This window comes from Papillibacter cinnamivorans DSM 12816 (assembly GCF_900176335.1).
GTDB classification, from domain to species: Bacteria; Bacillota; Clostridia; order Oscillospirales; family Oscillospiraceae; genus Papillibacter; species Papillibacter cinnamivorans.
Window position 1 is genome coordinate 127,591 of the sequence record NZ_FWXW01000005.1, and the last position, 23,993, is coordinate 151,583.

The window sequence follows — 23,993 nt, forward strand, 5'->3', positions numbered from 1 at the left end:
TTTCCGGGCTAAAGCATACCGGTTTGCACCATTTCCGGCGCAAATCCTGCATATCGGACTTTTTCGCTCCATAAACGGCGCATTCATTGAGCTCTTTCCGCTTTTTTGTCCCAAATATGGCGCGTTATTGCCTGATCCCCATTTTCCGCTCCAGCGTCTTCAGGCGTCTTGCGTAGGTCGTGGGCGGAACCCCAAGGCGGAGCGCGGCCTTCCGCATGCTTTTGCATTCATCCAGAGCCTGCCTCATATATCGGTACTCCGTCTCGTCCATGACCTGCTCCAGAGTCACGCCCTCGTCCAGGCTGCTCCGCTCCAGGTCCGGCCGGCCGGGGATTTCGAGATCCCGCCCCGCAATCCTGTCGGATTCGCTCATGATGACGGCTTCCTCCAGGACGTTTTTCAGTTCCCGGACGTTTCCCGGCCACAGGTATTCCTTTAAAAGCTTGTACGCGTCGCGGCTGAGGGTTTTTTTCATTTTGTAGCGCCGGTTGAGCTGATCCATGAAATACATGGCAAGAGGCAGGATATCGTTGGGACGGTCCCGCAGGGGCGGGATCTCCAGCGTGACCACGCTCAGACGGTAAAACAGATCTTCCCGGAACCGCTTCTCCTGGATCATCTGCCGCAAATCCCGGTTGGTGGCGGAGATCACCCTGACGTTGACCTTCACCGGCCTGCTGCCGCCCACGCGCAGAATCTCCTGCTCCTGAAGTACGCGCAGCAGCTTGGCCTGCATGTCGTAGGGAAGCTCCCCGATCTCATCCAAAAAGATCGTCCCGTTGTCCGCCGTTTCGAAGAATCCCTTCTTCCCGCCGGGATTGGCGCCGGTAAAGGCTCCCTTTTCGTAGCCGAAGAACTCGCTTTCAATGATGCTCTGGGCGATGGCCCCGCAGTTTACCCTCACGAAGGGCTTTTGCCTGCGGCCGCTGACGCTGTGGATGTACTTTGCGAATTCCTCCTTGCCGGTGCCCGTCTCCCCCGTTATGAGGACGCTGGAGTCCACTCCCCCCACCTTCCGGGCCCGGTGCAGGACATCCATCGTGGATTTGTCCTTGGCTATGATATCGGTGGGAGACAGAAGCTCCTCCCTGAGCCGCTCCAGTTCGCTCAGATATTTTTTCGACTTTCTTTTTTCCCGTTCCAGGCTCGATTTCAGGCTCTCGATCTCGTCGATATCCCAGTTGCTACTGACCACCATTTTCAGATCGTTTCCCGCGAAAACAGGGACACTGGTGGGAACGCCGATTCTTCCCTTCCGCAGCAATTTCTGCTCCAGAACGGCTTTTTCCTTCGTCTGGATGGCAGCCAGGGTGGAGGATTGGGACATGAGGACCCCCACCAGGTCCTTCACGTTCCGGCCCAGCAGCTCTCCCCTGTCAAAGCCGCTGATCTTCTCGTAGGCGGCATTCACTTTGATGATGCTGCCTTCCCCGTCGGTGGCAAAGAGCGGGTTGCTGGAATATTCGACGATCCTGTTGAGCCGGCGGGCGATGCTTCTGGAGCATGCGAGCTCTTCCTCCAGCTCCTGCCTGCTCAGCCACTCGGGGCTCTCCTCCGGACCGTCTTCCCAGGCGGAGAGCCAGGAGCACTCCAGGCAGTCGTAACCGGTATTCTTATGGCCGCATTCGTTGCATATCATGACGTCCTTACCCCCAGCTTCCTTTGAGTTTCGCGTCGCTTTGTTTCCGCCGTCCGTCTCTGCCGGTTTTCTAAGCAATATGATACCACCCATACGCTATAAATAGCAATTCTCTGCGGAATAATACCGAAAACACGGTGTGACCGGGCCATCCGATCCGTCTTTACCGCGCCGTGCCGGCGATCATTTTCCTTTCCAGCCTCTTTCCCAGCCGGCTGAGGATTTCGTTGGAAATGGTTCCCGCCTGCTCGGCCAGGTCGCAGGCGGTGATCACGGAGCTTCGGGACCTGCCGATGATAACGGCGACGCCGCCGGGGCGTACGTCCGGAATCCCCGTCACATCCACCAGCGTCTGGTCCATACAGACAGGACCCACGATGGGAGCCTCGCAGCCGTTTATCAGGACCCTTCCGACGCCGCAGGACAGCGCGCGGGGGAGCCCGTCGGCGTAACCGACAGCCAAAACGGCAATCTGAGTATCCCGGCGGGCAACAAACCGAAGCCCGTATCCCGCGGACTCCCCTTCGTACAGATCCTTGACCAGGGCTATTCTGGCCTTTACGGAAAGCACGGGTCTCAGGGACACGGACGAGCTTTCCGTTCCGGCGCGGGTGCTCATCATGCCGTACAGGGCGATCCCCACCCGGGCATACTCTCCCGACAGCTCCGGATAGTTCAAAAGCCCGCTGCTTGCCAGCAGATGCGGCCCCGGACAGGCAAAGCCCCGCTCCTTCAGCTGCGAAACGATATCCCGGAAGGCCTGCCCCTGGGCCAAGGTAAAGGCTTCGTCTTCCGGGGACCGCGTGTCGTCCGCACAAAGGTGGGTGAAGATCCCTTCGATTTTCAGGTTTTTGCATTGAAATATCCGGATGATTTCGTCGAGCCTCTCACAGCGCTCCCCCAGGCGGTGCATTCCCGTGTCGACGGCGACATGCACCCTCGTTTTTTTGCCGCAGCCGTCAAGGATTTGCGCATAGGCGAAGTCCAGCACGGACTGGGTCAATCGGTACCGGCGCAGGAGGCAAAACTGTTCGGGGCAGGTGTAGCCAAGGATCAGGATCTCCCCTTTGATTCCTTTTTTCCGAAGCTCAACCCCCTCCCGGACGGAGGCGACGCAAAAGGCGTCGACGCCCATTTCGCTCAGCTCCCGGGAGATCAAAACCGCTCCGTGCCCGTAGGCATCGGCTTTCACAGCCGGCATGAGCCGGCAGCCGGGGGGCAGCAAAGAGCGGAGCACCGCGACGTTATGGCGCAGAGCATCCCGGTCCAGCTCGATCCAGGCCCGCCCGGTTTGAGAGTCTTTTTTGCCCGCGCAGACCGGAAGCTTCGCCACGCATGCGGAAAGGAGAAAAGACAACGAGCAGACCGCGGCATAATGGACCAGGCTGTTTCCCACCAGCACGTCCGTTAGGCTGGCGAGCTTCGATACGCCCCGCACGGCGACGATGCAGAGGGGATGGAGGATATAGACCCATTGGGATACCTTCCGCAGGAAGAAAGACGGCTCCGCCCTCCACGAGAGCACAAGGGGAAACAGAAAAAGCATGCACAGGGGCAGCATGGCGTACATGCTGTCGTGCCTCTGAAGCCCGAAACGGTGCAGAATCAGTCCTTCGGCCGCCATGAGCGCCATGCAGGCGGAAAAACAGACGGCGGCCGCCTTTTTAGGGAAAAACCGCGGAGAGCGGCCGAACCCAGCGCCCATGGCAAGGAAAACCGGCGCATAAAAAATCCCGTTGCGCGTATAGGAAAACACCCGGAAGCCCGCGGCGTACACGGAAGAAATCCCGGGCAGGTTCTCGATCACTCCATAATAGCTGTCGCCGAAGAGGCCGGCGGCGTAAAGGACCAGGGAAACCGCCAGCACCCCGCCGAAGGGCAGGCGGCGGCTCAGGCCGTACACCAGCAGGATGCCGACAATCAGGGCCGGCAGGTACCACAGGTGGTAAAAGGTCCCATCGAACACGATCCTGCACAGGATGGACAGGGGGCCGATCCCCGCATACTGCCCCGCGTAAACTCCCACGGGCAGATAGATACCGGCGGCAGCCAGGTAAAGCAGGGCGGCCCTGCCCAAAAAACGCAGCGGGGCGCGGCTGTCCGCGCTCCGCTCAAATAAATACGCGGGCAAAATGAAAAACCCGGAGACCATGAGGAAAAAAGGCACCGCAACCCTGGCGGCCACCCTCGTGAGCAGAAAATCCGCCTCGGGGCTGAAGGAAGCAAGGGGCGAGGTGTGGATCGCCACGACCAGAAACGATGCCAGAAGCTTAAAGCGATCCAGCCCGCCGTACCGTTTGTCAGGCGTCATATTTTTTCCTCCGGCGGGTGACGACGAAGCCGGCGGCATTGTCGCCGGACACCGAAAGCGGGTCTTCCCCGTCCAGTTCGACGCGCGTATCCGGGCCATCCTCCGCCCTGATATAGGAAATGTCCGCGCTCAGGCCGTCCTTTTCATACAGAAAGCTTTTTTGTCCGTACGGATACTGCCTGACAAAATCAATATACTCTTCCAGCGTAAAGCCCCGTTCCGCCATGACGGAGGCATGAGGCGCCCCCACGTAGCGAAAATGCCACGGCTCGTGGGCGATGCCGGTAACGGCCTCCTTCCCCGCCGGATAACGCTCCACGAAGCCGTAGAGCGCGGCCTGCCGCCGGAAAGACCAGCAGACGCCGGAATACGGAAAGGCCGGGCGGATGGGATCCATCTCCGGCTGTTTCAGCCCCAGGTCGACGGCCAGCCCCGTCTGATGCTCGCTGTGGCCGGGCTTTGCCACATAGTGATCCGTAAACTCCTGCCCGTTTTCCCTCAGCGATCTGACATAAATGTCCCTCTGTTCCCGCTCCGAGCGCCATCCGCTTACGGCGGCGATCCGCTTCCAGCCGTCCAGCCCGTCCATCAGCTGCGTGAGCAGAACCGCCGGGCCGCGTGACAGGAGCACTGCGCCGTTTTCTCCTCCCAAAGATACCAAGGAAGGCCCCATGCCCTGACGCCGGAACGGAAACGAACCGTTCACAAGAACAAGGGTCCCGGAGTAAACGGTTTCTCTCGGGAAAACCGCCGTTTTCATTTGCCCACCGCCAGTTCAATGGCATCGGAAACAACCTTTTCAAAGGGCACTCCCGCGGCCTTCATCATATTGGGAAAACGGCTGTGGGCGGTGAAGCCGGGGATGGTGTTGACCTCGTTGAAGACGATTTTCCCCGCGGGCGTCAGGAACATGTCCACCCGGGCAAAGCCCCGGCAGCCCAGCGCCCGGTATATAGTCCGGGCCGTTTCCTTCACTTTGGCGGCTACGGCGGCGGGAATCCGCGCCGGCACATGGATGGCCGAGGTTATGAGGTTATACTTCTCGTTAAAATTGAAAAACCCGCCGGAGAGCTCTATTTCGTCCACTTCGCCCACGGTGAGCTCCGTGTTTCCCATCACGGCGCAGCCCACCTCGAAGCCGGGGATGTTTTCCTCCAGGATCGCCTCTTTGTCGTACTCCAGCGCAAGGGCGACGGCGGCGGGGAGGCCGGCGGGAGCCTGGACCCGGGTTATACCGTAGGAAGAGCCGGCCCTGACAGGCTTTACATACAGCGGATACCCCAGGCTTCCAGCCCGGGCCGAAGCTTCGCTGGCGGGCGTATTCCTGTCCAGCACGAAGGAGGCGGGGACCGAAACCCCGGCCGCGCGGACAAGGCGGTGCGCCCTGTCCTTGTCCATGCACAGGGCCGAGGCAAGGGTCCCGCAGCCGACCAGAGGGATGCCTGCAAGCTCGAAAAGGCCCTGCACCGTGCCGTCCTCCCCGTTTTTCCCGTGGAGGACGGGAAACGCCGCGTCGATGGGAACGTCTTCAACCGAGCCGCCGCGGAACACCAGCAGCCTGCCGGCGGCGCGGTCCGGAGACACCGCTGCCGGCAGGCAGTCGTCTTCGCTGCACCAGACGTCCTTCAGGATCTTCTCCGGATCTCCGCCGAACCGGAACCAACCGCCTTCGGGGGAAATGCCCACCAGGACGGGTACATATTTTTCCCTGTCCATGTATTGAATCACCGAGTAAGCAGACTGGAGGGACACGCCGTATTCGGGAGAGCAGCCGCCGAACAAAACGGCAACATTCCGTTTTTCCATACTTTTTTTCCTTCCTTCATTGTCCGTATGCCGCGCCGGAACCTATCCAACAGGCCCGCCGCCCTGCACGAATATCGTAGCAGAGCGGCGGGCCCGTTGTTTTTCAAATTCCATATCAAAATACTTATTTTTCCATAAAGAAAATCATACGTTTTTCTGAAGGCCGCCTCTCAGAAGCTCGGCGTTTCTCGCCGTCTGGAGACCGTTCGAACGGTACGCCGGAGCGCCCGCATAGTACCGCTCCGCAGCCGTCGCATATACTATACTGCGCAGATATCTGCGCAGCCTCCTGCTATTTTCATGAAAGAAAGAGATGTGAAATGAATCCGAATCAACTGACTTACTCCAATTCCGTTCCCGACGATATCGACTTCAATATATCCGCCGCCCTTGCGGCGGCACCCGCCGAAGACAGCCCCGTTGCAGCCGTGTTCGGCGCCGCGTTCGACGCAATTTCCAATCCGGATTACCCGTATCTGGCCGTAACTTCAAAAATCAGTCTGGATGCGGTTGCTGACTACAGCTATATCGGCTCCGTCACCGACGGGTTCCAAACGGTAACCTTCAGCACCAACATGGAAAAGGTGCCGCCGGATGGGATCAACAACTGGGGGGTGCCTCCTTACACGGAAGATCCCAACAAACCGGCAACCCTGTATTCCGGCTATTCCGCCACCACTACGACCTGGACTCTGTCGCGGCCGGCCCGGACCTTTGGGATCGAGCTCATGCCGAACGCGTTCGGAACCTGGACCTATGAGGTGGATTTCTATACCGGAGATCTTCTTGTAGGAAGCATCACCCGGACCATCATCGTGCCGGGACCTCCCCTTGGCCCCTCGTCGCAGGGCGCCCGGCTGTTCGCCGCGTTTACCAACGATATCGGTTTTGACCGCATTGTTATAAAAAGCCTCAGCGGAAATACCTTAGGTTTTCTGGTGGGCCAGATCCGCTATCAGAGCTGCGTAAAACTCTGCAACGCCGTCATCGGAGACACGGCGGAAAAGGGCGCAACCGTCCCCGTGACCTGCTGCGTCAGCGTCCCCGGCTTTGAAGTGATCTCCGTGTCCAATGACATCAAAGCCACCATTCTTTCCACATGCTGCGAAGTCCAGGAGGGCGTCGTCTGCCCGGTGATCGGTCCTGTCGCCGGCATCAAGACGGCAAGCGCCAAGATCTTCGCCCAGCTGCAGATTCCCGTCACGCTCCGTTCCGGGGGCGGCGGCTGTCTGCCCATCGTGATTCCCTATACCTGCACCACCAGCGCCGTCTTTACCATCGAAAATGTATTTATTTCCGGAGAAATCAAGAACTGCCGCGTGATAGGCGTAACCGACGTTGCGGGGACGGATTTCCACGTGGTTCCCCCAAAGCCCGACACGCCCAACTGCTGCATCGCGGGGAATGTTTCCCTTTCCGCAAAGGTGTCCGCCTGCGTAATGACCAACTGTATCGAAGTCAGCAAATGCTGAACTCTACCGTTAACAGCGGGTCCGGGATAAATCCCGGACCCGCTGTTACTGTCGAAAAAGTGCCATACTTTTTAAAATCATTGTACCGCAACAGAAACATAGTCATTGCAATGGAAAGAGCCGCCCTATTTCTAGGACGGCTCCTGGTGGAGATGAGGGGATTCGAACCCCTGGCCTCTTACATGCGAAGCAAGCGCTCTCCCAACTGAGCTACACCCCCGCGCGGCGGCGGTTAAATATCCATTAAACGCACCGAACAAGCTTTTTTATTATAGCATAAAATCGCCGCTTGTAAAGCCCCAACACCCCGGGTGATCAAGAAATTTTTCCCCGATGTTGCTAAATTCCCGGAAGTGTAGTAAAATAAAAAAGCCTTTCAGCCCGCCCTTCGGCGCGGAGCAAGGCCGCACTAATCGGGGAGTCAGCGGTGCCCTGTAGCCTGCAACCCGCTACAGCAGGGATGAATCCCGGCCCCCGGATCTGAGTTGTGCCGTCCGCCCCGGATAAGCGGCGATGAGAAGCCGGTCTTGCGCAACGGAATCCCGCGAACCATGTCAGGCGGGGAACCGAGCAGCATTAAGCGGATCCTTTCGTGTGCCGCGAGGGTGCCGTCTTCGAGCCGGCTGTCCGGGTAACGGGCATATTTCACGATTCAAAGGCCGGTGTGCGGCCTTGCCCCGCGCCGATTTTTCCATGGGGGCAGACGAAATCACCTAAAAGCAGACCGCGGGGCGTATACGGATACGCCCTTTGTTTTTCAGACGGAGGGAACCGAATTGTACCAGGCTCTGTACCGGAAATGGCGCCCGCGCACCTTTGACGAGGTGGCGGGACAGCCTCATATCACGGAGACCCTCAAACGCCAGGTGGAAACCGGGCGGCTTTCCCACGCGTATCTGTTCACCGGGAGCCGGGGCACCGGTAAAACCACCTGCGCCAAAATCCTGGCCCGGGCGGTGAACTGCGAGAATCCTCAGAACGGGAATCCCTGCAACCGGTGCCCGTCCTGCCTGGGGATCGAAAACGGCAGCATCCTGGACGTCCTGGAGCTGGACGCGGCCTCCAACAGCGGAGTGGACCAGGTGCGGGCCCTGCGGGACGAGGCGGTATACACCCCCGCAGCCGTACGCAAGCGGGTGTACATCATCGACGAGGTCCACATGCTCTCCACCGCGGCTTTCAACGCTCTTTTAAAAATCATGGAGGAGCCTCCGGCTCATCTGATGTTTATTCTCGCCACTACGGAACTGCACAAGGTCCCGGCCACCATCCTCTCCCGCTGCCAGAGATTCTCTTTCCGGCGGATCCTGCCCTCCGAAATCGGGGACAGGCTTATGAAGGTTTCGTCCTCCGAGGGGATCGGGCTTACGGAAGACGGGGCCGCGCTCCTCTCCCGGCTGGCGGACGGCTCCCTTCGGGACGCCCTGTCCCTTTTGGACCAGTGCTCCGGGGCGGGTACGGTCATCGACTCCCAGGAGGTCCTCGCCTCTTTGGGGCTTGCCGGAAACCTGCGCACTGCGGCGCTTTTCCGGGCCGCCGCCGATCGGGACGCGGGGGAAGCCCTGGCTGTCTTTTCGGAGCTCTACGCCGCGGGCAAGGACGTGTCGGCGGTGCTGGGGGAGCTTCTGGCACTGGCCCGGGATCTTCTGATTCTGAAAACCGCGCCGCAGGGAGGGATTCCCCTTCTGGGCGGCGGATATGACAACGCTTCTCTCCGAGAGCTGGACAAAGGGCTTTCCGCCGGGCGGCTCATCTATATGATCGGCGTTCTGCAGGAGGCTTCCGCCGCTCTTTCCCGGAGCCCAAGCCGCCGCGCCGCCGGGGAGCTTTGCCTCATGCGGCTTTGCGACGAAAGCCTCTCCGGAGATCCGGCGGACGTCCTGGCCAGGATTTCCCGGCTGGAAGAGCTTCTGGAAAACGCTCCCGAGGGCGCAAGGGCTCACCGGGAACCGGTAAAGCCCAGGCCTTCCTCCCCCCCCCGGCCCGCCGGCGCTTCTTCCGGGTCCTCCGCAGATATTCCCGGGGAAATCCCCCTTTCAAAAAAAGCGGAGGCAGCCCCCGTCAAGGCGGATACGGATTTCGCCGCGGGCAGCAATTCAGACGATTTTCGGCCGAAATTCCTTGCATCCGCAAAGGAATCTTTGGGACCCGCGGAGCTTTCCATTCTGGATAATCCGGACATGGTTTCCCTGCGCCTTCAAAAAAACACGCTGCTTCTTGAAACAGACGGGGAATTTACCAGGAGCCTTCTGAATAAACAGGAAATAAAGGATGTTCTTCTGCGTGCGGCGAAACGCTCCGTTTCGGCGGACGTCACATCGGTTCAGATCCTTTTGCGGGAAGCAAAACCCCCGGAGAGGGATAAGCTGGACGATCTGATTCAGCGGGGGCGGCAGTTCAGCAACATAACGATAAAATAGGAGGAAAACCGGATGGCTAAAGGATTCAAGGGCGGTATGCCCATGGGCGGCGGGATGAATATGAACATGCTCAAGCAGGCGCAGAAAATGCAGCAGGATCTCATGCGCGAGCAGGCTACACTAAAGGACAAGGAGTTTTCCGCCAGCGTGGGAGGCGGGGCCGTCACTGCCCGCGTAAACGGCAGCCGCGAGCTTCTGTCCATCGAGCTGAACCCCGAGGCGGTGGACCCTGAAGAGATTGAACTTCTCCAGGACATGATCGTCTCCGCCGTCAACCAGGCCCTGGGCCAGGCGGAAGAGGCCATGAACAGCTCTATGAAAAAATTTACCGGAGGCATGAATCTGGGATTTTAACCCCGGTTGAACCGTTGTCCGGCAAAGCCCGGAAACGGCAGCTTTATCGGGCCGCCGCGCAATCCATGCGAAAGCGCGGCACCGGCGAAGGGCAGCGTCTGCTGTGCAAATCAGGTTCCGCGGCGAAGAATTCGCCGCGGAACTTTTTTCTTGTCCGTACGTCTTAATTTAATCGGACATCCCCGGGGAAATCACTCCGCTTTTTCCGCCGGGATGTTTCCCTGTAACGGGGAGCAAAATTTTTCGTTTACATTACGTTCTAGCGCAACCATTTGTAATCTATTTGTGATTTATTCGGGAAAACGATATAGTATACTATTTGTCGAAAGACGGCCTTTTTTGCCTCATCCAAGGTATCGCGATCCAAACCCTTTTTCGGCCGTTCGGAAAAATCGATCCGGGAGGTACCACATGCGCAAACCATCCAAGAAAGCAATCGCCGGCCTTCTCCTTCTGCCCCTGCTGCTGTCTCTCTTCTCCGGCTGCACCGGTCTTGCCGGGGGAACCGTCACTGCTACGCCCGAGCCCACGGCTGCGGTCACGCCGGAACCCACGCCCGAGCCCACGCCGGAACCCACGCCCACGCCTAATCTTGTGGAGTACACAGGGGCTGTGGAGCACCTCTTCTTCCACCCCCTGGTTACATACCCGGAGCTGGCCTTTGACGGAGACAAAATGTCCGACGGGTTTGACGACTGGTTCGTCACGGTGGACGAATACAAGAAGATCCTCCAGAGCCTGTACGACAACGGCTATATCCTGGTGGACATCAACTCCATCTATTCAGAGGTCACCAACTCCGCCGGACAGACGGTGATGCAGCGCAACACGCTGATGCTGCCGGAAGGGAAAAAGCCTCTCATCATCTCCTTCGACGACGTGAACTACTACGACTACATGCGGGAAAACGGCGTTGTCTGGAAGCTGGTTCTGGACGAGGACGGCAATATCGCGAGCCTTTCCTACGATGCCGACAGCAATGAGGTCATCTCCCGGGACAACGACATCGTGGCATACCTGGACCTTTTCGTGGAGGAGCACCCGGACTTTTCCTTTGACGGAGCCAAGGGCTGCATCGGCCTGACAGGCTACGAGGGTATCCTGGGCTACCGGACCCAGGCGGACTCCCCCAACCGTGATAGCGAAATCGAAGCGGTGAAGCCCATCATCGCCAGGCTTAAGGAGACGGGATGGACCTTCGCAAGCCACACCTGGGGCCATATCAACATGACCAACTCCAGCCTGGAGCGCATCAAGACCGACATGGGCAAATGGATCGACCAGGTCCAGTCTTTGGTGGGAGAGACCCAGGTGCTGCTCTACCCCTACGGCGCCCGGGTGGACGAAAAGAACGGCGCGGCCTTCAAATATCTCCAGAGCTGCGGCTTCACCATCTTCTGCTCGGTGGGGACCGAGCCCTATGTAAACATCCACACCGACAGCGCCGCCGTGTGCTGCGACAGGATGCACCCCGACGGAACCACCCTGCGCCACGGAAGGAAACGCTATCTGCGCTTCTACGACGCCGAGGAGGTTATCAACCTGCAGGTCCGGCCCGACCGGCCCTATGACTTCAGCCTTGATTGATTCGTTTCGGAAAAAGCGCGGGATTTTTCCCGCGCTTTTCTTTTCCTGAAATTCAGGGTTTTTTGCTCCTCCGGGGAACAAATGCGTGTGAAACCGGCCAAATTATGGTACAATACCTGCTAGGCAGTCATTGCGGCGTGCTTTGCGGCGCAGCCGCCATGCCCGGGGGAACCGGCCACGATCCCGGTTCTGCGGAGAAATTGTTAAATTTTTTCTTCCCTATTGCATCGGCAGGCGGCAGCGGATATCATCATACTGGCAGTATGAAGGAGGCTTACACGGATGAGCGCTTTATTTTCCGTAGTCATCCCGGCCTATAACGAGGAGGAGGTCATCGAAGAGAGCCACAAGCGGCTTTCGGCGGTGATGGAGCAGAGCGGCGGGGACTATGAGCTGATTTTTGTAAACGACGGTTCCGCGGATAAAACCCCGGAGCTTTTAAGGGAGATCTGCAGCCGGGACAAGCACAGCAAAATGGTGAGCTTCTCCCGGAACTTTGGCCACCAGACGGCCATCACGGCGGGAATGGAATACGCCACCGGGGAGGCGGTCATCGTGATCGACGCCGATCTGCAGGACCCCCCTGAGGTGATTTTGCAGATGATCGCCAAGTGGAAGGAAGGCTTCGACGTGGTCTACGGAAAGCGTCTGAAGCGGAAGGGCGAGACCGCCTTCAAAAAGGTGACGGCCAGGCTCTTTTACAGGACGCTGAACCTTCTCACCGACGTGAAGATCCCCGCCGACGTGGGGGATTTCCGCCTTATCGACCGGAAGGTGTGCAACGCTCTCAAGAGCCTTCCCGAGAGAAACCGCTATGTGCGGGGCCTGGTGAGCTGGGTGGGCTTCAAGCAGACCGCGGTGGAATACGTGCGTGAGGAGCGCTTCGCCGGGGAAACCAAATATCCCCTCCGGAAAATGGTGAAATTCGCTTCCGACGGGATCACTTCCTTTTCCCATAAGCCCCTGAAAATATCTATTTACGTGGGCGGCTTTCTCTCCCTCTTCAGCTTTATTTACATGATCGTGGTCATCTGCCAGAGGCTCTTCGGGCACTCGGCCATTTCCGGCTGGGCTTCCTCCATGGCGGTGAGCCTGTTCTTCAACGGCGTGACCCTCATCATGCTGGGCATCATCGGGGAATACATCGGGCGGATCTACGACGAGGCCAAGGGCCGCCCCCTCTATATCGTGGGCGAAACGGCGGGATTTAACGATGACAAGCATTAAAGAGCTGGTTTCCCGGTACAGACGGGTCGTCGTTTTCGGCCTCATCGGCGTCATGAACACGGCGGTGGACTTCGCAGTCTACAGCCTGCTGATTGCCTTCAGTCCCCTGGGTCTGGCTCTGAGCCAGGCGGCCGGGTACTCCGCGGGTCTAATCAACAGCTTTATCATGAACCGGTGCTTCACCTTCCGAAATGGTGCCACCACCTCCCTGAAGGCGCAGGTCCCACGGTTTCTCATCGTGAACGGCATCACCCTGGCCATCAGCATCCTCTGCCTTTCCTTCCTGGTGAACCGGCTGGGGATGAACCAGTATCTCGCCAAGGTCCCGGTGACCGTGCTGGTGATGATCGTCAATTACCTGGGATACAAACTCTTTGTCTTCGGAATCCGGGAAGGAGGAGAACATCATGACGGATGAGAAACTGGTGGAGCTTGCTTTTTCCATGCTGGAGCGCTCCTATTCCCCCTATTCCCGCTTTGCCGTGGGCGCAGCCCTACTGTGCACAGACGGGGCGGTTTTCACAGGATGCAACATTGAAAACGCGGCCTACGGCGCCACCATCTGCGCCGAGCGCTCGGCGGTCGCCGCGGCGGTGAGCGCCGGGAACCGGGAGTTTTCCAAGATCGCTATCGCAGCCCGCAGCCGGGATTACTGCGTCCCCTGCGGCACCTGCCGGCAGGTGCTTCACGAATTTGCTCCGGAGCTCATCTACCTCTGCGCCCGGAAGGACGGCCAGTACCGCGTTTTCCGGACGGAGGAGCTTCTGCCCAACGGGTTCGGAAAAGAGGATATGGAAAAATAATATTCTAAGGGGGATGCTGTCCCCCTTAGATACGAATCAGGGCTAAAGCCCTGATTCGATATCCCCCTCGCCTTCGCACAGCGAAGGCGGCTGCGGCCCGGCTGCCGCAGGCATCGGTGTGCTTCCCAGGCGCATGTCCTGGTACGCACAAATTTTATTTTCGCCTCGGGCGGACAAGGCGTTTTATGACTTTTTCTACAGGCTATGAAGCGGCAGGCTTATGCCTGCCGCTTCGATTATTTCATACTGGACTTCAATAAAATGTTGATACAACAAGCAGGACGTATGGCTGTCCCCTTGCCTCCGGCAAGGGGACAGCCATACGTCTTGTCTAATCCTTATATTGGATCATAGTATTAGTTATACTCGGTCATGGTTTCGGGGGATTCGCTGAACAGGGCCGGAGCAATCTGCTCCATGCTTTTTCCCCAGAACGACATGTTTTTATGATCGGCATAATACTTCATGGGGATGGGATGGGTCCCCACGACGACGGGGATCTTGTAGTGCTTTTCAATAAACTCCTTGAAAGACCGGATCCTGGGGCACGGAGGATACCCCACCACCAGCCCGGTGGCAAGGTGAATCGCCTGAGCGCCGTTCTTGATCATTTCCTCGGGGACATATTCCACGTTGCCGCCGGGGCAGCCCCCGCACTGGGAATACCCCACCACCTGGATTTCCTCCCCGGGGGGATAGACGGAAAAGCCTCCTTTATGCTCTCTAACCGCCCGGAGGCACTTTCCTCCTCCGCAGCTAGAGTATCTGCCGCAAATGATGATTCCTACCTTCGTCATGGTTTCCCGACCTCTCTTATTAATTTGGAACCGTCCGGAATATTCTTCAACGGTTTGCAAGCTCCGCCAGGGTCTCCGCCAGCACGTCGGTCCCCGCCGCGATTTCGGCAAAATCCGTCCATTCCTCCGGGCTGTGGCTGATCCCGTTCCGGCTGGGCACGAAGATCATTCCCACCGGTGCAAAGCGCCCCACAAACATGGAGTCGTGATACGGCCCGCTGATCATCTTTTCATAGGGCAGCCCCGCCGTTTTCACATACTTTTCAATGATACCGGAGATCTCTTCGCTGCATCGGAGAGGGATGTCCTGGTTGTGCATCACATGGGAAACCGAAACGCCGCGTCTTAGCTCCACCGCCGCGCATTCGGACAGAAAACGCTCCGTCAGCTTCCGCTTGCTTTCAAAATCCACGTCCCGGATATCCACGGAAAACTCGCACCGGCCGGGGATGGCGTTCACCGAACCGGGGGACACCTTCACCCGGCCCACCGTGGCCGTGGTATATTCGCTCTCCGTGTTTTCCCGGGCCAGTTTTTCAAGGATCAGTGCCAGTTCGCAGGCGGCCATATACGCGTCGCGGCGGGCTTCCATGGAGGTGCCCCCCGCGTGGCTCTGCACCCCGGTGACGATCACGTCGAAATTCGTGGGAGCGCAGATGGCCTTCACGATCCCTATTTTTCTGCCGTCGTCCTCCAGGCGGCGGTTCTGCTCCACGTGAAGCTCCACCGCGGCGTAAACAGAGCCCGGTCCGCGTTTAATCTCCCCGAACCGCCCCATATCGTATCCCAGGCGGCACAAAACGTCGTAAAGAGTATTGCCGTCCTTATCGGATATGCCCTTCGTATCCTCCAGCGTCAGGTCCCCCGCCATTGCCCTGCTCCCCAGGCAGCTCACCTGAAACCGGGTGGGTTCCTCGGAGGTATAGACAACCGCCGAAATATCCCGTTTATGCTTGATTCCGCTTTCCCGGATGAGGCGCAGGGCTTCTATCCCGCCGAAAACGCCCGCCATTCCGTCGAACATTCCGCCGCAGAGCACCGTATCGATGTGAGAGCCGGTCCACACCGGCGCGAGGGAGGGGTCGCTTCCGGGCAGGGTCGCGAAAACATTGCCGATGCTGTCCTCTTTTACCGCAAGGCCGGTTCCCCTCATTATGCCCTTTACATATTCCCTGCCTTTCAGCTCCACGTCGGTGAACACCACTCTTGTAGTGCCGCATTCCGGCGTCGAGTTAAAGGCGTTTAATTCTTTCAGATGCTTTTCGATCCGTCCGGGATCCGCTTTTTTCATACCCCTTCGCCCTCCGGTTTACATAACATTAATCGGCCTGCCGTCCAAAAAGGCGGCAACATTGGCAAACACCATTTTTTCCCGCGCTTCCAGAGCTTCTTCGGTGGCAAAGGCGACATGGGGCGTCGCTATCACATGGGGGCTCGTAAGCAGAGGATGGTCCGCCGGGATGGGAGGCTCGGTCTCAAAAACATCGATGCAGGCTCCGGCGATATCTTCTGCCTTCAGGGCCTTCGCAAGGGCGATGCTGTCCACCACGGGGCCCCGGGCCGTATTGACCAGCACGGCGTTTTTCTTCATAAGGGAGAGCTTTTTTTCGTCAATGAGTCCCCTTGTCTCCGCCGTCAGGGGCACGTGGAGGGAGACGATGTCGCACCGGGAAAGCAGTTCGTCCAGCTCCACATACTGGATCCCCTCCACTTCCTTCCGGGTACGAGACCAGGCGAGGATGTCGCAGCCGAAGGCGCGGGCGATGGCCGCCGTTCTGAGGCCTATGGCTCCCGTGCCGATAATGCCGAATTTTTTCCCGAAGAGCTCGTTTCCCACCAGTCCGTTCTTCGTCCCCTCCCGGCGCACGGCCTCGTTGCATGGAATAATGTTCCGGTACATAGAAATGAGCATCCCGAAGACAAGCTCCGAAACGGCTCTGGTGGAATAGCCGGCGCAGTTGCTCACCGTGATGCCGCGTGTTCTGCAGTAGTCCATGGGGATGTGATCCACCCCTGTAAAGGCGACGCTGATGAACTTCAGCACTTCGCAGCGGGACAGGACTCTCTCAGACAGAGGAAGATTGGAAACGACAATGATGTCGGCGTCCTTTCCTCTTCGGATCAGCTCGTCCTCATCGGTGGACCGGATATTGTAATAGACAAGCTCCGCTTTATCCCCCAGGCTTTCTTTTGCCGACAGCATCAGCTTTTCATCTGAAATTCCCAAGGGTTCAATGATTACCACTTTCATACGTTTTCACCTCATAACCCGATTCCCCGGCAGCGGCTCCCGGAGTAAATGCCCGGAAACCGTTTTGTGCCTGTTTCTTTCAAGGCTCCGGCGTCAGACCGGGACGTTGGGATGGCGGCAGCCTTTCAGCAGGGCCGCGATCTCTTCTCTTGTCACAAAATACTGCTGCTCCTCCGTACCGTCGGCCTCGTGGAAGATCATCAAAAATCTCTCCATGTCCCACTGGTTGAGCAGGATTACCAGCTCGTTTCCGTCCTTGTCCTTTTCGTTGGACATGCCTGAGAGCCTGCCGCTTTTACTGACAAAACCGTATATGTACTTGCTGTCTTTATAAATCCCAGGGACAAAATCTGCGTTTTTGTATTTCGCTTCCTTTCCCAGCTCGATGACCACCGGGATTTCGGGAAACCCGTGAGGAGTATCTTTATCTGCTTCCATCACGGTCCGAAATTTCGCGGACGGAATATAATCGCTTAAAGGAACTTCCTGAATCTGGGCAAATTTCACAGGTATTCACTCCTTGTAATTGGAATTCCGCCCGCACATCAATGGTCGAAATTCAAAAACGAATCCTCGGGGATTTGAACGTCGTCCTTGCAATTGCTGAGAACGAAGAACGTTTTGATGGACAGAACGCCCTTGATTTTCATAATCTCGTGATGGATCTTCTCCAGCTCTTCCGTGGCGGTGGCCATCACCTTCAGGATAAAATCAAATTCACCCGTGACATAGTTGCAGAACAGAACCGATGACATCTCCCTTGTAACCTGAATAAAGTTATCGTAATAAATCGGCAGCTCCAGGGTCACTCCCACAAATGCGGTGAGATCGTACCCCAATCTTTTATGGTCCACCTTAATCGTATATTTCTGGAGGATCCCCTCCCGCTCCATCTTGCGGATCCGCTCAATCACGGCGGAAACGGACAGGTTGACTTCAGGCGAAATGGCGGACGCCTTTTGCCTTGAGTTTTTCTGCAGAATATTCAGGATTTTATAGTCAATCGAGTCCATAGGGCATCCTCACATATAAATGATTGTGTCCCAAAGCTGCGCTTTCTTCATCGTCGGAGACCATCATTTCGGGGAGATGATTTCCGGGCAGTTCGTGTATTCCTTGATGTTGGGATAGTTGTAATACAGATTCTTGCTCGTTTTCTTGTTCAGACGCACCAGCGCCTCGGCGACAACCACCGCGGCCGTCACGCCGTCAAAGACGGGAACGCCGAGCTTTTCCTGCAGGTCGGCGGCAAAGTCCACCATGCCGGCGCAGCCCAGACAGATTGCCTCGGCCTCGTCTTCCCGGATGGCGCGCAGGCTCATGTCATACAGTTCCCGGGCACCCTTTTCCGGATCCCGCTCGAACTCCAGAACCTCCATGGGCGTACAGCGGACGGAGGCGCAGCGCTCCTTAAGGCCATACCGCCCGATGACCTCCTCCATGACCATCTTCCAGCGGGGAAGGATGGTCACCACGGAGAATTTATACCCCACGAAGGTGGCAAGGTGCATGGAGGCCTCCGCAATGCCCACCACGGGCTTGTCGGTCACCTCCCGGGCTGGATTGAGTCCGGGGTCCCCGTAGCAGGCGGTGATGTACGCATCAAAGCCGCCTTCCAGCTCCTCGCCCCGGTGCACCTCTTCCACGACACCCGCCGCGGCAAAGACCTCGTCGTGCCAGCTTTCGATGCTGACGGGTCCGCACCGGGGGCTCACCGCCACGATTTCGGTATCGGGCGACGCTGCCGACAGCGCCGCCCGGTATATACCGTCCGTCATGGCCTGTGTCGTGTTGGGGTTAATGATCTTAATTCTCACAGGCCTCACCTCTTATTTCTGATAAGCCAGGCCGTAGGGCTTGCCGGGGACAAATTCGCCTTCGCCCTCCGTTCCCAGGTACCGGCTGTTTTCCACCACCAGCTTGCCCCTTAAATAGACCTGTGCCGGGCGGCCCTTCACAGCCCTGCCCTCAAAAGGCTCGTAATCGGTCTTATGGTGGCTTGTGGCCTTGGTGATGGTGTAATCCCCCGCGGGGTCGTAAATGAGGATATCTGCGTCGGAGCCGGGAGCGAGGGTTCCCTTCTGGGGATAGATGCCGTTTATCTTGGCGGGATTGGTGCAGCAGAGTTCCACAAACTGCTGCTTGGAAATCTTGCCGGTCTCCACGCCGTAGGTCCAGACCATCTGCATCCTGTTTTCCACGCCGGCGCAGCCGTTGGGGATCTTCCGGAAATCGCCCAGGCCCCTTTTCTTATGGGTTTCGAAGTTAAAGGCGCAGTGATCGGAGGAAACGGCGTTGAGCCATCCCTTTTTCACAGCCTCCCACAAAGCGTCCAGATGTTCCTGGGAACGCAGCGCGGGGGAGCAGACGTACTTGGCTCCTTCAAATTCGCCGTTTTCCGGGGAAGTGGACTTGAGCACGTCGGTGGTGACGGTGAGATAATGGGTGCAGGTTTCGCCGAAGATCCTCACTCCCTTGGCGTAGGAATCGCGGATGGCCTCCATGGCGCCCTTGGCCGTCACATGGACGATATAGATGGGGGCGTCGGCAAGTTCGGCGAGATAAGCGGCCCGCTTCACCGCCTCCTCCTCCACGATGGGAGGTCTTGAAACGGCGTGCCCGTAAGGTCCCGTAATCCCGGCGTCCATGGTCTGCTGCTGAAGGGTGGCGATCATCTCGGCGCTCTCCGCGTGGACCATGATGGTGACGCCGACCTTCTTGGCCTCCTGCAGGGCCTTGAGAACCGCGCCGTCCTCCATGTGATAGGGCTGGCCTTTGTACGCCATGAACAGCTTCATGGTGGGGATTCCGTAATCGGGGTCTCCCAGATGCCTGATCTCTTCGAACAGCTCCGGCGTGGGATCATAGACCACCGTATGGAAGGCGTAGTCACAGCAGGCCTGGTCTCCGATCTCGTCCCGGACATAGTTGTCCACGGACTGCTTGAGACTTTTGCCGATCTCCTGGTTGACGAAGTCGACGATGGTAGTGGTTCCGCCGCAGACCGCCGCGGAGGAGCTTTCCCAGCCTACGCAGCGGGAATCGTCCATGCGGAACAGAAAGTGGGTGTGCTGGTCGACGCCGCCGGGCATGACGTACTTTCCGGAAGCGTCCACAACGGTATCCGCCTTCACGTCCAGGTTCCGCCCGATCATGGAAATTTTTCCGTCCTCAATGAGGATATCGCCCACATACTCGTCGCTGGCCGTCACTACGGTTCCGTTTTTAATCAACGTGCTTTTCATGATTTTCCGTCCCTTTCCTGTCAAAGAATTATTTATTCGGCTGTAAGCCTGAGAATCGTATTGAGGAGCAGGTCCGCGCCCAGCTTCACGTGACTGAAGTCCGTCTTCTCCTCGGGAACGTGGCTTCTTCCGTCGATGCTGGGAACAAAGATCATCCCCACGTCGGTGACTTCGGCCATGTAATTGGAGTCGTGCACGGCGCCGCTGGGCATGAAAATGTAGTCCAGACCCAGCTGCTTTGCCTCCTGTTCCATCACCCGCATCATGTAGGGCATGATTTCAATCGCCCTGGAGGAAGCCCCCAGTTCACACGTCACGCCGCAGCCGTTTTCCTCCGCCGCCTTATTTGCCTCTGCGAGAAGCTTTTCGGCAATTTCGTCCATGGCGCCGTTTTTTATATCCCGGATATCCACCGTAAAGGAAACCTCAGCGGGGATGGCGTTGGGAATATTGGGAAGCGCCTTGATATAGCCGACGGTGGCGACGGCGGTCCTGGACGTTTCCTTTGCCATATATTTCACTTTGGAAATACATTCGGAAGCCGCGCACATAGGATCCTGGCGCAGATGCATGGGGGTCGCCCCGGCGTGGTTCTGCTTGCCCCGGAAGGTCACTTTATACCACTGGCAGCCCGCGATGCCTTCCACGATTCCGATGGTGTGCCCCTCCAGGTCCAGGCGCACGCTCTGCTCGATATGAAGCTCCAGGCTCGCCTTATAATCGCCTTTTTTTAAAACGCAGTTGGGGATATCGTCCGGATTGAAGGCAGCGCGCTTAATCAAGCTGTAGGCGCTCTCCCCCTCCTGATTTTTCAGGGATTTCAGATCGTCAAGACCCAGCTTCCCCACCAGGACTTTGCTTCCCATGACGGGGACCTGGAAGTTCGAGCCTTCCTCTTCCGCGAAAAAAACGATCTCCAGGGGCCGCATGGGGACGTAATTGTTTTCCTTCATCACCCGGGCGCATTCCAACGCGCCCACGCTGCCCACAATCCCGTCGAACATCCCGCCGCTTTTCACGGAATCGATGTGGGAGCCCGACAAAACGGGAACGAGAGAAGGATTCTGGCCCTCGTACCTGGAAAATATGTTCCCCACCGCGTCGATCCGGACGGTAAGCCCAAGCTCCTTGCAGATGTCGGTGAGATACTTCCGCGCCTTCAGGTCGTCCCTGCTGTATGAAAATCGGGAAATCCCTGGCCCGTCCTCCGATCTGAAATTCGACATGGCCTCAATGGTGGATTTTAATCGGTTCAGATTTGTTTCCAACTGGATTCCTCCTGTCCGCAGAATATTCGTCGGCCTTATGCTTTATCCGGGACGTTCTCCCCCTGGGAGCACGCATCGTCAGCAGCAAGGGCCGCAATTTTTTTTGCTTTATCCGCTTTGAGGGAGCGCTTTTTCATAATTGCCGACAGCGCGACGGCGAGAACCAGCGCGGCACCGTAAAACAGATTCTGGACATAGGTGGAAAAGCCGAGGAGAGAAAGCCCGCGGATGCCCGTTTCCAGGAAATAGACCGCGATGAAGGTACCCACCGGGTTGAAGCGACCGGGCTTTATGAAAGTGGAGCCGAGAAACGCGGCCGCAAAGGCGGGCATCATAAAGTCGTTGCAGGAACCGGACCTGGCGCTGCCCGTCACGCCCGAATACATGACTCCGGCAAAGGCCGATAGAGTGGAGGAAGCCATAAGGCAGATCCACCTCACCTTGCCCACCTTGATACCGGACAGGCGCGCTACCTCTTTCCCGTGCCCGATGAAGAGTATCTTTTTTCCCGCAGACGTATGTTCAAAGATGTACCACAGGATCAGCATCAGGATAAAGCAGTAGAAGAAGATATATTGGATGTTGAAAAGCTTCCCGATGCTCACATGCTGGAGCGGAGCAAGCTCGGTGCCAGATAGGGTTTTATTGGAGATCCAAAGGGTGACGCCTGCCAGAAACGTTCCGACACCCATGGTCACAATGAAAGGATCGATGCCGATTTTCACCACGAATATTCCGTTGACGGCACCCACCAGCAAACCGACCAGAATAGCAATGATCGCACTCTGCCAGACATTCCATCCCATCTCCACCGCCAAAAAGACCGTTATCATATTGGCAAGGGTCATAGTGAAGCCTGACGACATGTCGTAGTCCCCGGCGGTGAGGGGAATCATGATGGCCAGAGCCAGTATGACGACCACAGAGCGCGTCCCCGTTATCAAAGACAGGGTGTTAAAATTAAAAAACAGATCTCCGCTGCCGATGGTAAAAGCTGCAATCACCACCACCCACGCAATGATGACCGAATACTTCTGAATGAAAGAGCCAGCGCCGCCGACCGACGTTTTCAATCTTGGACTTTTATTTTTATTCACGTCTATTTCCTCTTTCATTTTTACTGCTGCACGGCCGCACTGTTGTAGCACAGCTGGACAATTCGTTCTTTGGTGATTTCAGGGCCGCTCAGCGTATCGACAATCCGCCCTCTGGAAAAGATGATGACTCTGTCGCAGATCTGTACCAGCTGCTCGTAATCGGAACTTGCGCAGAGAACCGCCGCGCCTCTCTTTACAATCTGGTCGATATGTTTGTAGATCTGCTGCCTGGCGCCCACATCGACGCCCTGGGTCGGCTCATGGAGGATCAAAAGAACCGGCGGCTCCTGAAGCCATTTCGCAAGGATCACCTTCTGCTGATTTCCTCCGGAAAGCTGGCTGAAATTCAGCCGCACATCGTTGGGTGTCACCGAGTACTGGACATTGAGCTCCTCGGCTTTTTCCCTCATTTTCCCGGACTGCAGCATCAGGGGATGATAGAATTTGTGGACCTGCATCATAACGTTTTCCTCCACCCGAAGGGTCTGTATTCCACCCTGATTGGGTCTGTCGGCGGGAATGAGGGCGATGTTGTCCTCAATCGCCTGTTTCATATCGTATTTCCCCAAGTCTACGGTTTTGTGGCTTATCACCATTTTCCCGTCCTGCAGCTCGTTTTCACCGCAGATGACATAGGGGATCTCGCCGAAGCCGGAACCCTCCAGGCCCGTCACCCCTACAATCTCACCCGGATTGACGGAAAAATCGACTCCCCGCAACACTTCGCCCTTGATGTTTTTAAAGTAAATGGCGTCCGGGTGGACGGCGTACCTGTAATTGGACGAATCCCTTTCAAAAGCAGTCAGTTTCTGCCCGAGGATCATTTCAATCACACCGTCTTTGGACGTTTCCGATGTCACGGCCTCCCCGCAGTTCACCCCGTCGCGCAGGACCGTTACGATGTCCGTGATGGTCATCACCTCGTCCAGGTCGTGGGATACAAACAGCACGCCGATACCGCCGGCGGCAATCTCCCGGACCAGCCGGAAGAGCATGTTCACCTCGTCCAGTGCCAGAAACACCGTCGGTTCGTCCAGAACCAGAAGGCCCTTCCCGTCGTTTCTGCTCAATATGCTTTCCACTGCCCGGACAATGGATATCATGGCTTTGTCCACCTGATTGAGGGTTTCGATATTGTCGTCTATGTTCACGTCTATTCCATATTTTTCCAATATGGCCTTTGCTTCGGCGCGTTCTTTCTTCCAATTGATTTTGGCACCGCTTTGAAACAGATGCTCCATTCGGAGATTCTCGAGAACGGAAAGGGAGGAGACAAGCCCGAGATCCTGGTGGACGAAGCTCAGGCCGTATTTGGAAATCATATCGGGATCCAGGGGAAGCTTGATTTTATTGCCGTTTATGTAAAGCTTGCTTCCGCTGTCGGGATGATTGAACCCCGACAGGATCTTGATCAAAGTGGACTTTCCGCAGCCGTTCTGTCCGAGAAGTCCGTGTATTTCGCCGGGCATGATCGCAAGGTCAACACTGTCGAGAGCTTTGTTATGCCCGAACGTCATCGATACGTTTTTCAAAAACACGGTGGCGTTTTTTCTTTTATACTCGTCATCCATGTCTTTATAGTTGTACATATTCGCGCTTCACTTCCTTCTCCGGAACTTATGAAAATCAAAAAAGTATACCGCTGCCGGGGTTGCCGGACGCCTGAAGGCGTCCGGCGGCCCCGACGGCTAGGTACCGCTGTTTCATCCGATTCGC

21 protein-coding genes, 1 tRNA gene and 1 other RNA gene are annotated in these 23,993 nt (G+C 57.2%); 8 read left to right on the forward strand and 15 right to left on the reverse strand.

All coding sequences use genetic code 11. The features are described 5' to 3' along the window. Nucleotides 1–124: 124 nt before the first annotated feature. The 4 genes from B9A13_RS09020 to vanG form a co-directional block, all read right to left on the reverse strand. Complete coding sequence (locus B9A13_RS09020; protein ID WP_159448090.1) at nt 125–1,639, reverse strand: sigma-54 interaction domain-containing protein; 1,515 nt, start codon at nt 1,637–1,639, stop codon at nt 125–127. A 163-nt stretch (nt 1,640–1,802) separates the two neighbouring features. Continuing rightward, nucleotides 1,803–3,950: a serine racemase VanT catalytic subunit gene (gene vanT, locus B9A13_RS09025; protein WP_084234822.1), complete on the reverse strand. Its 2,148-nt coding sequence runs from the start codon at nt 3,948–3,950 to the stop codon at nt 1,803–1,805. After that, nucleotides 3,940–4,710: a D-alanyl-D-alanine carboxypeptidase family protein gene (locus tag B9A13_RS09030; protein WP_084234823.1), complete on the reverse strand. Its 771-nt coding sequence runs from the start codon at nt 4,708–4,710 to the stop codon at nt 3,940–3,942. Before B9A13_RS09030 ends, vanT begins: the two co-directional genes overlap by 11 nt. Then, nucleotides 4,707–5,756, reverse strand: coding sequence for a D-alanine--D-serine ligase VanG (gene vanG, locus B9A13_RS09035; protein ID WP_084234824.1), 1,050 nt, complete (start codon nt 5,754–5,756; stop codon nt 4,707–4,709). Before vanG ends, B9A13_RS09030 begins: the two co-directional genes overlap by 4 nt. Before the next feature lie 320 nt (nt 5,757–6,076). Here vanG and B9A13_RS09040 point away from each other — a divergent pair, with 320 nt between their 5' ends. Continuing rightward, the gene (locus tag B9A13_RS09040) at nt 6,077–7,228 is read left to right on the forward strand and encodes a hypothetical protein (protein WP_084234825.1); all 1,152 of its coding nucleotides are present in this window, start codon (nt 6,077–6,079) and stop codon (nt 7,226–7,228) included. Nucleotides 7,229–7,372: 144 nt separating this feature from the next. Here B9A13_RS09040 and B9A13_RS09045 read toward each other — a convergent pair. After that, a tRNA-Ala gene (locus B9A13_RS09045) sits at nt 7,373–7,448 on the reverse strand. Nucleotides 7,449–7,632: 184 nt separating this feature from the next. Here B9A13_RS09045 and ffs point away from each other — a divergent pair. The 7 genes from ffs to cdd all read left to right on the forward strand — a co-directional run bounded on the left by ffs (nt 7,633) and on the right by cdd (nt 13,619). Beyond that, nucleotides 7,633–7,898: signal recognition particle sRNA large type (gene ffs / locus B9A13_RS09050), an RNA gene on the forward strand. Nucleotides 7,899–8,004: 106 nt separating this feature from the next. Next, nucleotides 8,005–9,648 carry a DNA polymerase III subunit gamma/tau gene (gene dnaX / locus B9A13_RS09055; RefSeq protein WP_084234826.1) on the forward strand — a complete coding sequence of 548 codons (1,644 nt, stop codon included), beginning with the start codon at nt 8,005–8,007 and terminating at the stop codon, nt 9,646–9,648. 12 nt (nt 9,649–9,660) lie between these two features. Beyond that, nucleotides 9,661–10,002, forward strand: coding sequence for a YbaB/EbfC family nucleoid-associated protein (locus tag B9A13_RS09060; RefSeq protein WP_084234827.1), 342 nt, complete (start codon nt 9,661–9,663; stop codon nt 10,000–10,002). Nucleotides 10,003–10,413: 411 nt separating this feature from the next. Continuing rightward, nucleotides 10,414–11,589 carry a polysaccharide deacetylase family protein gene (locus tag B9A13_RS09065; RefSeq protein WP_084234828.1) on the forward strand — a complete coding sequence of 392 codons (1,176 nt, stop codon included), beginning with the start codon at nt 10,414–10,416 and terminating at the stop codon, nt 11,587–11,589. 282 nt (nt 11,590–11,871) lie between these two features. Next, nucleotides 11,872–12,816, forward strand: coding sequence for a glycosyltransferase family 2 protein (locus B9A13_RS09070; RefSeq protein ID WP_084234829.1), 945 nt, complete (start codon nt 11,872–11,874; stop codon nt 12,814–12,816). Continuing rightward, a complete protein-coding gene (locus B9A13_RS09075) occupies nt 12,803–13,234 on the forward strand; it encodes a GtrA family protein (RefSeq protein WP_084234830.1) in 432 nt (143 codons plus the stop codon). The genes B9A13_RS09070 and B9A13_RS09075 overlap by 14 nt, the downstream gene beginning before the upstream one ends. Further along, complete coding sequence (gene cdd / locus B9A13_RS09080) at nt 13,224–13,619, forward strand: cytidine deaminase (protein WP_084234831.1); 396 nt, start codon at nt 13,224–13,226, stop codon at nt 13,617–13,619. The genes B9A13_RS09075 and cdd overlap by 11 nt, the downstream gene beginning before the upstream one ends. Nucleotides 13,620–13,975: 356 nt before the next feature. On the opposite strand, the gene B9A13_RS09085 is transcribed toward cdd, so the two are convergent. The 10 genes from B9A13_RS09085 to B9A13_RS09130 form a co-directional block, all read right to left on the reverse strand. Continuing rightward, on the reverse strand, nt 13,976–14,416 hold the full coding sequence (locus B9A13_RS09085) for a CGGC domain-containing protein (protein ID WP_084234968.1): 441 nt from the start codon (nt 14,414–14,416) through the stop codon (nt 13,976–13,978). A gap of 46 nt (nt 14,417–14,462) precedes the next feature. Continuing rightward, nucleotides 14,463–15,707 (reverse strand): M20 family metallo-hydrolase, encoded by a 1,245-nt coding sequence (locus B9A13_RS09090; protein WP_084234832.1) that lies wholly within the window; start codon nt 15,705–15,707, stop codon nt 14,463–14,465. 18 nt (nt 15,708–15,725) lie between these two features. Further along, the gene (locus tag B9A13_RS09095) at nt 15,726–16,667 is read right to left on the reverse strand and encodes an NAD(P)-dependent oxidoreductase (RefSeq protein ID WP_084234833.1); all 942 of its coding nucleotides are present in this window, start codon (nt 16,665–16,667) and stop codon (nt 15,726–15,728) included. Nucleotides 16,668–16,760: 93 nt separating this feature from the next. Then, nucleotides 16,761–17,174: a hypothetical protein gene (locus B9A13_RS09100; protein ID WP_084234834.1), complete on the reverse strand. Its 414-nt coding sequence runs from the start codon at nt 17,172–17,174 to the stop codon at nt 16,761–16,763. 38 nt (nt 17,175–17,212) lie between these two features. Continuing rightward, a complete protein-coding gene (locus B9A13_RS09105; protein WP_084234835.1) occupies nt 17,213–17,680 on the reverse strand; it encodes an Lrp/AsnC family transcriptional regulator in 468 nt (155 codons plus the stop codon). Between the two features lie 63 nt (nt 17,681–17,743). After that, on the reverse strand, nt 17,744–18,484 hold the full coding sequence (locus tag B9A13_RS09110; RefSeq protein WP_084234836.1) for an aspartate/glutamate racemase family protein: 741 nt from the start codon (nt 18,482–18,484) through the stop codon (nt 17,744–17,746). 12 nt (nt 18,485–18,496) lie between these two features. Further along, nucleotides 18,497–19,912 (reverse strand): dihydropyrimidinase, encoded by a 1,416-nt coding sequence (hydA, locus tag B9A13_RS09115; RefSeq protein WP_084234837.1) that lies wholly within the window; start codon nt 19,910–19,912, stop codon nt 18,497–18,499. Nucleotides 19,913–19,944: 32 nt separating this feature from the next. Further along, a complete protein-coding gene (locus tag B9A13_RS09120; protein ID WP_084234838.1) occupies nt 19,945–21,180 on the reverse strand; it encodes a M20 family metallo-hydrolase in 1,236 nt (411 codons plus the stop codon). A 35-nt stretch (nt 21,181–21,215) separates the two neighbouring features. After that, the gene (locus B9A13_RS09125; RefSeq protein ID WP_159448091.1) at nt 21,216–22,277 is read right to left on the reverse strand and encodes an ABC transporter permease; all 1,062 of its coding nucleotides are present in this window, start codon (nt 22,275–22,277) and stop codon (nt 21,216–21,218) included. Between the two features lie 20 nt (nt 22,278–22,297). Continuing rightward, nucleotides 22,298–23,866 carry a sugar ABC transporter ATP-binding protein gene (locus B9A13_RS09130; RefSeq protein WP_084234840.1) on the reverse strand — a complete coding sequence of 523 codons (1,569 nt, stop codon included), beginning with the start codon at nt 23,864–23,866 and terminating at the stop codon, nt 22,298–22,300. Nucleotides 23,867–23,993: the final 127 nt, after the last annotated feature.

What these genes read in the sequence shown, in the direction of transcription:
- B9A13_RS09020 (WP_159448090.1), bottom strand. Translation starts at nt 1,639, where the DNA reads ATGATATGCAACGAATGCGGCCATAAGAATACCGGTTACGACTGCCTG.
- vanT (WP_084234822.1), bottom strand. Translation starts at nt 3,950, where the DNA reads ATGACGCCTGACAAACGGTACGGCGGGCTGGATCGCTTTAAGCTTCTG.
- B9A13_RS09030 (WP_084234823.1), bottom strand. Translation starts at nt 4,710, where the DNA reads ATGAAAACGGCGGTTTTCCCGAGAGAAACCGTTTACTCCGGGACCCTT.
- vanG (WP_084234824.1), bottom strand. Translation starts at nt 5,756, where the DNA reads ATGGAAAAACGGAATGTTGCCGTTTTGTTCGGCGGCTGCTCTCCCGAA.
- B9A13_RS09040 (WP_084234825.1), top strand. Translation starts at nt 6,077, where the DNA reads ATGAATCCGAATCAACTGACTTACTCCAATTCCGTTCCCGACGATATC.
- B9A13_RS09060 (WP_084234827.1), top strand. Translation starts at nt 9,661, where the DNA reads ATGGCTAAAGGATTCAAGGGCGGTATGCCCATGGGCGGCGGGATGAAT.
- B9A13_RS09065 (WP_084234828.1), top strand. Translation starts at nt 10,414, where the DNA reads ATGCGCAAACCATCCAAGAAAGCAATCGCCGGCCTTCTCCTTCTGCCC.
- B9A13_RS09070 (WP_084234829.1), top strand. Translation starts at nt 11,872, where the DNA reads ATGAGCGCTTTATTTTCCGTAGTCATCCCGGCCTATAACGAGGAGGAG.
- B9A13_RS09075 (WP_084234830.1), top strand. Translation starts at nt 12,803, where the DNA reads ATGACAAGCATTAAAGAGCTGGTTTCCCGGTACAGACGGGTCGTCGTT.
- cdd (WP_084234831.1), top strand. Translation starts at nt 13,224, where the DNA reads ATGACGGATGAGAAACTGGTGGAGCTTGCTTTTTCCATGCTGGAGCGC.
- B9A13_RS09085 (WP_084234968.1), bottom strand. Translation starts at nt 14,416, where the DNA reads ATGACGAAGGTAGGAATCATCATTTGCGGCAGATACTCTAGCTGCGGA.
- B9A13_RS09090 (WP_084234832.1), bottom strand. Translation starts at nt 15,707, where the DNA reads ATGAAAAAAGCGGATCCCGGACGGATCGAAAAGCATCTGAAAGAATTA.
- B9A13_RS09095 (WP_084234833.1), bottom strand. Translation starts at nt 16,667, where the DNA reads ATGAAAGTGGTAATCATTGAACCCTTGGGAATTTCAGATGAAAAGCTG.
- B9A13_RS09105 (WP_084234835.1), bottom strand. Translation starts at nt 17,680, where the DNA reads ATGGACTCGATTGACTATAAAATCCTGAATATTCTGCAGAAAAACTCA.
- hydA (WP_084234837.1), bottom strand. Translation starts at nt 19,912, where the DNA reads ATGAAAAGCACGTTGATTAAAAACGGAACCGTAGTGACGGCCAGCGAC.
- B9A13_RS09130 (WP_084234840.1), bottom strand. Translation starts at nt 23,866, where the DNA reads ATGTACAACTATAAAGACATGGATGACGAGTATAAAAGAAAAAACGCC.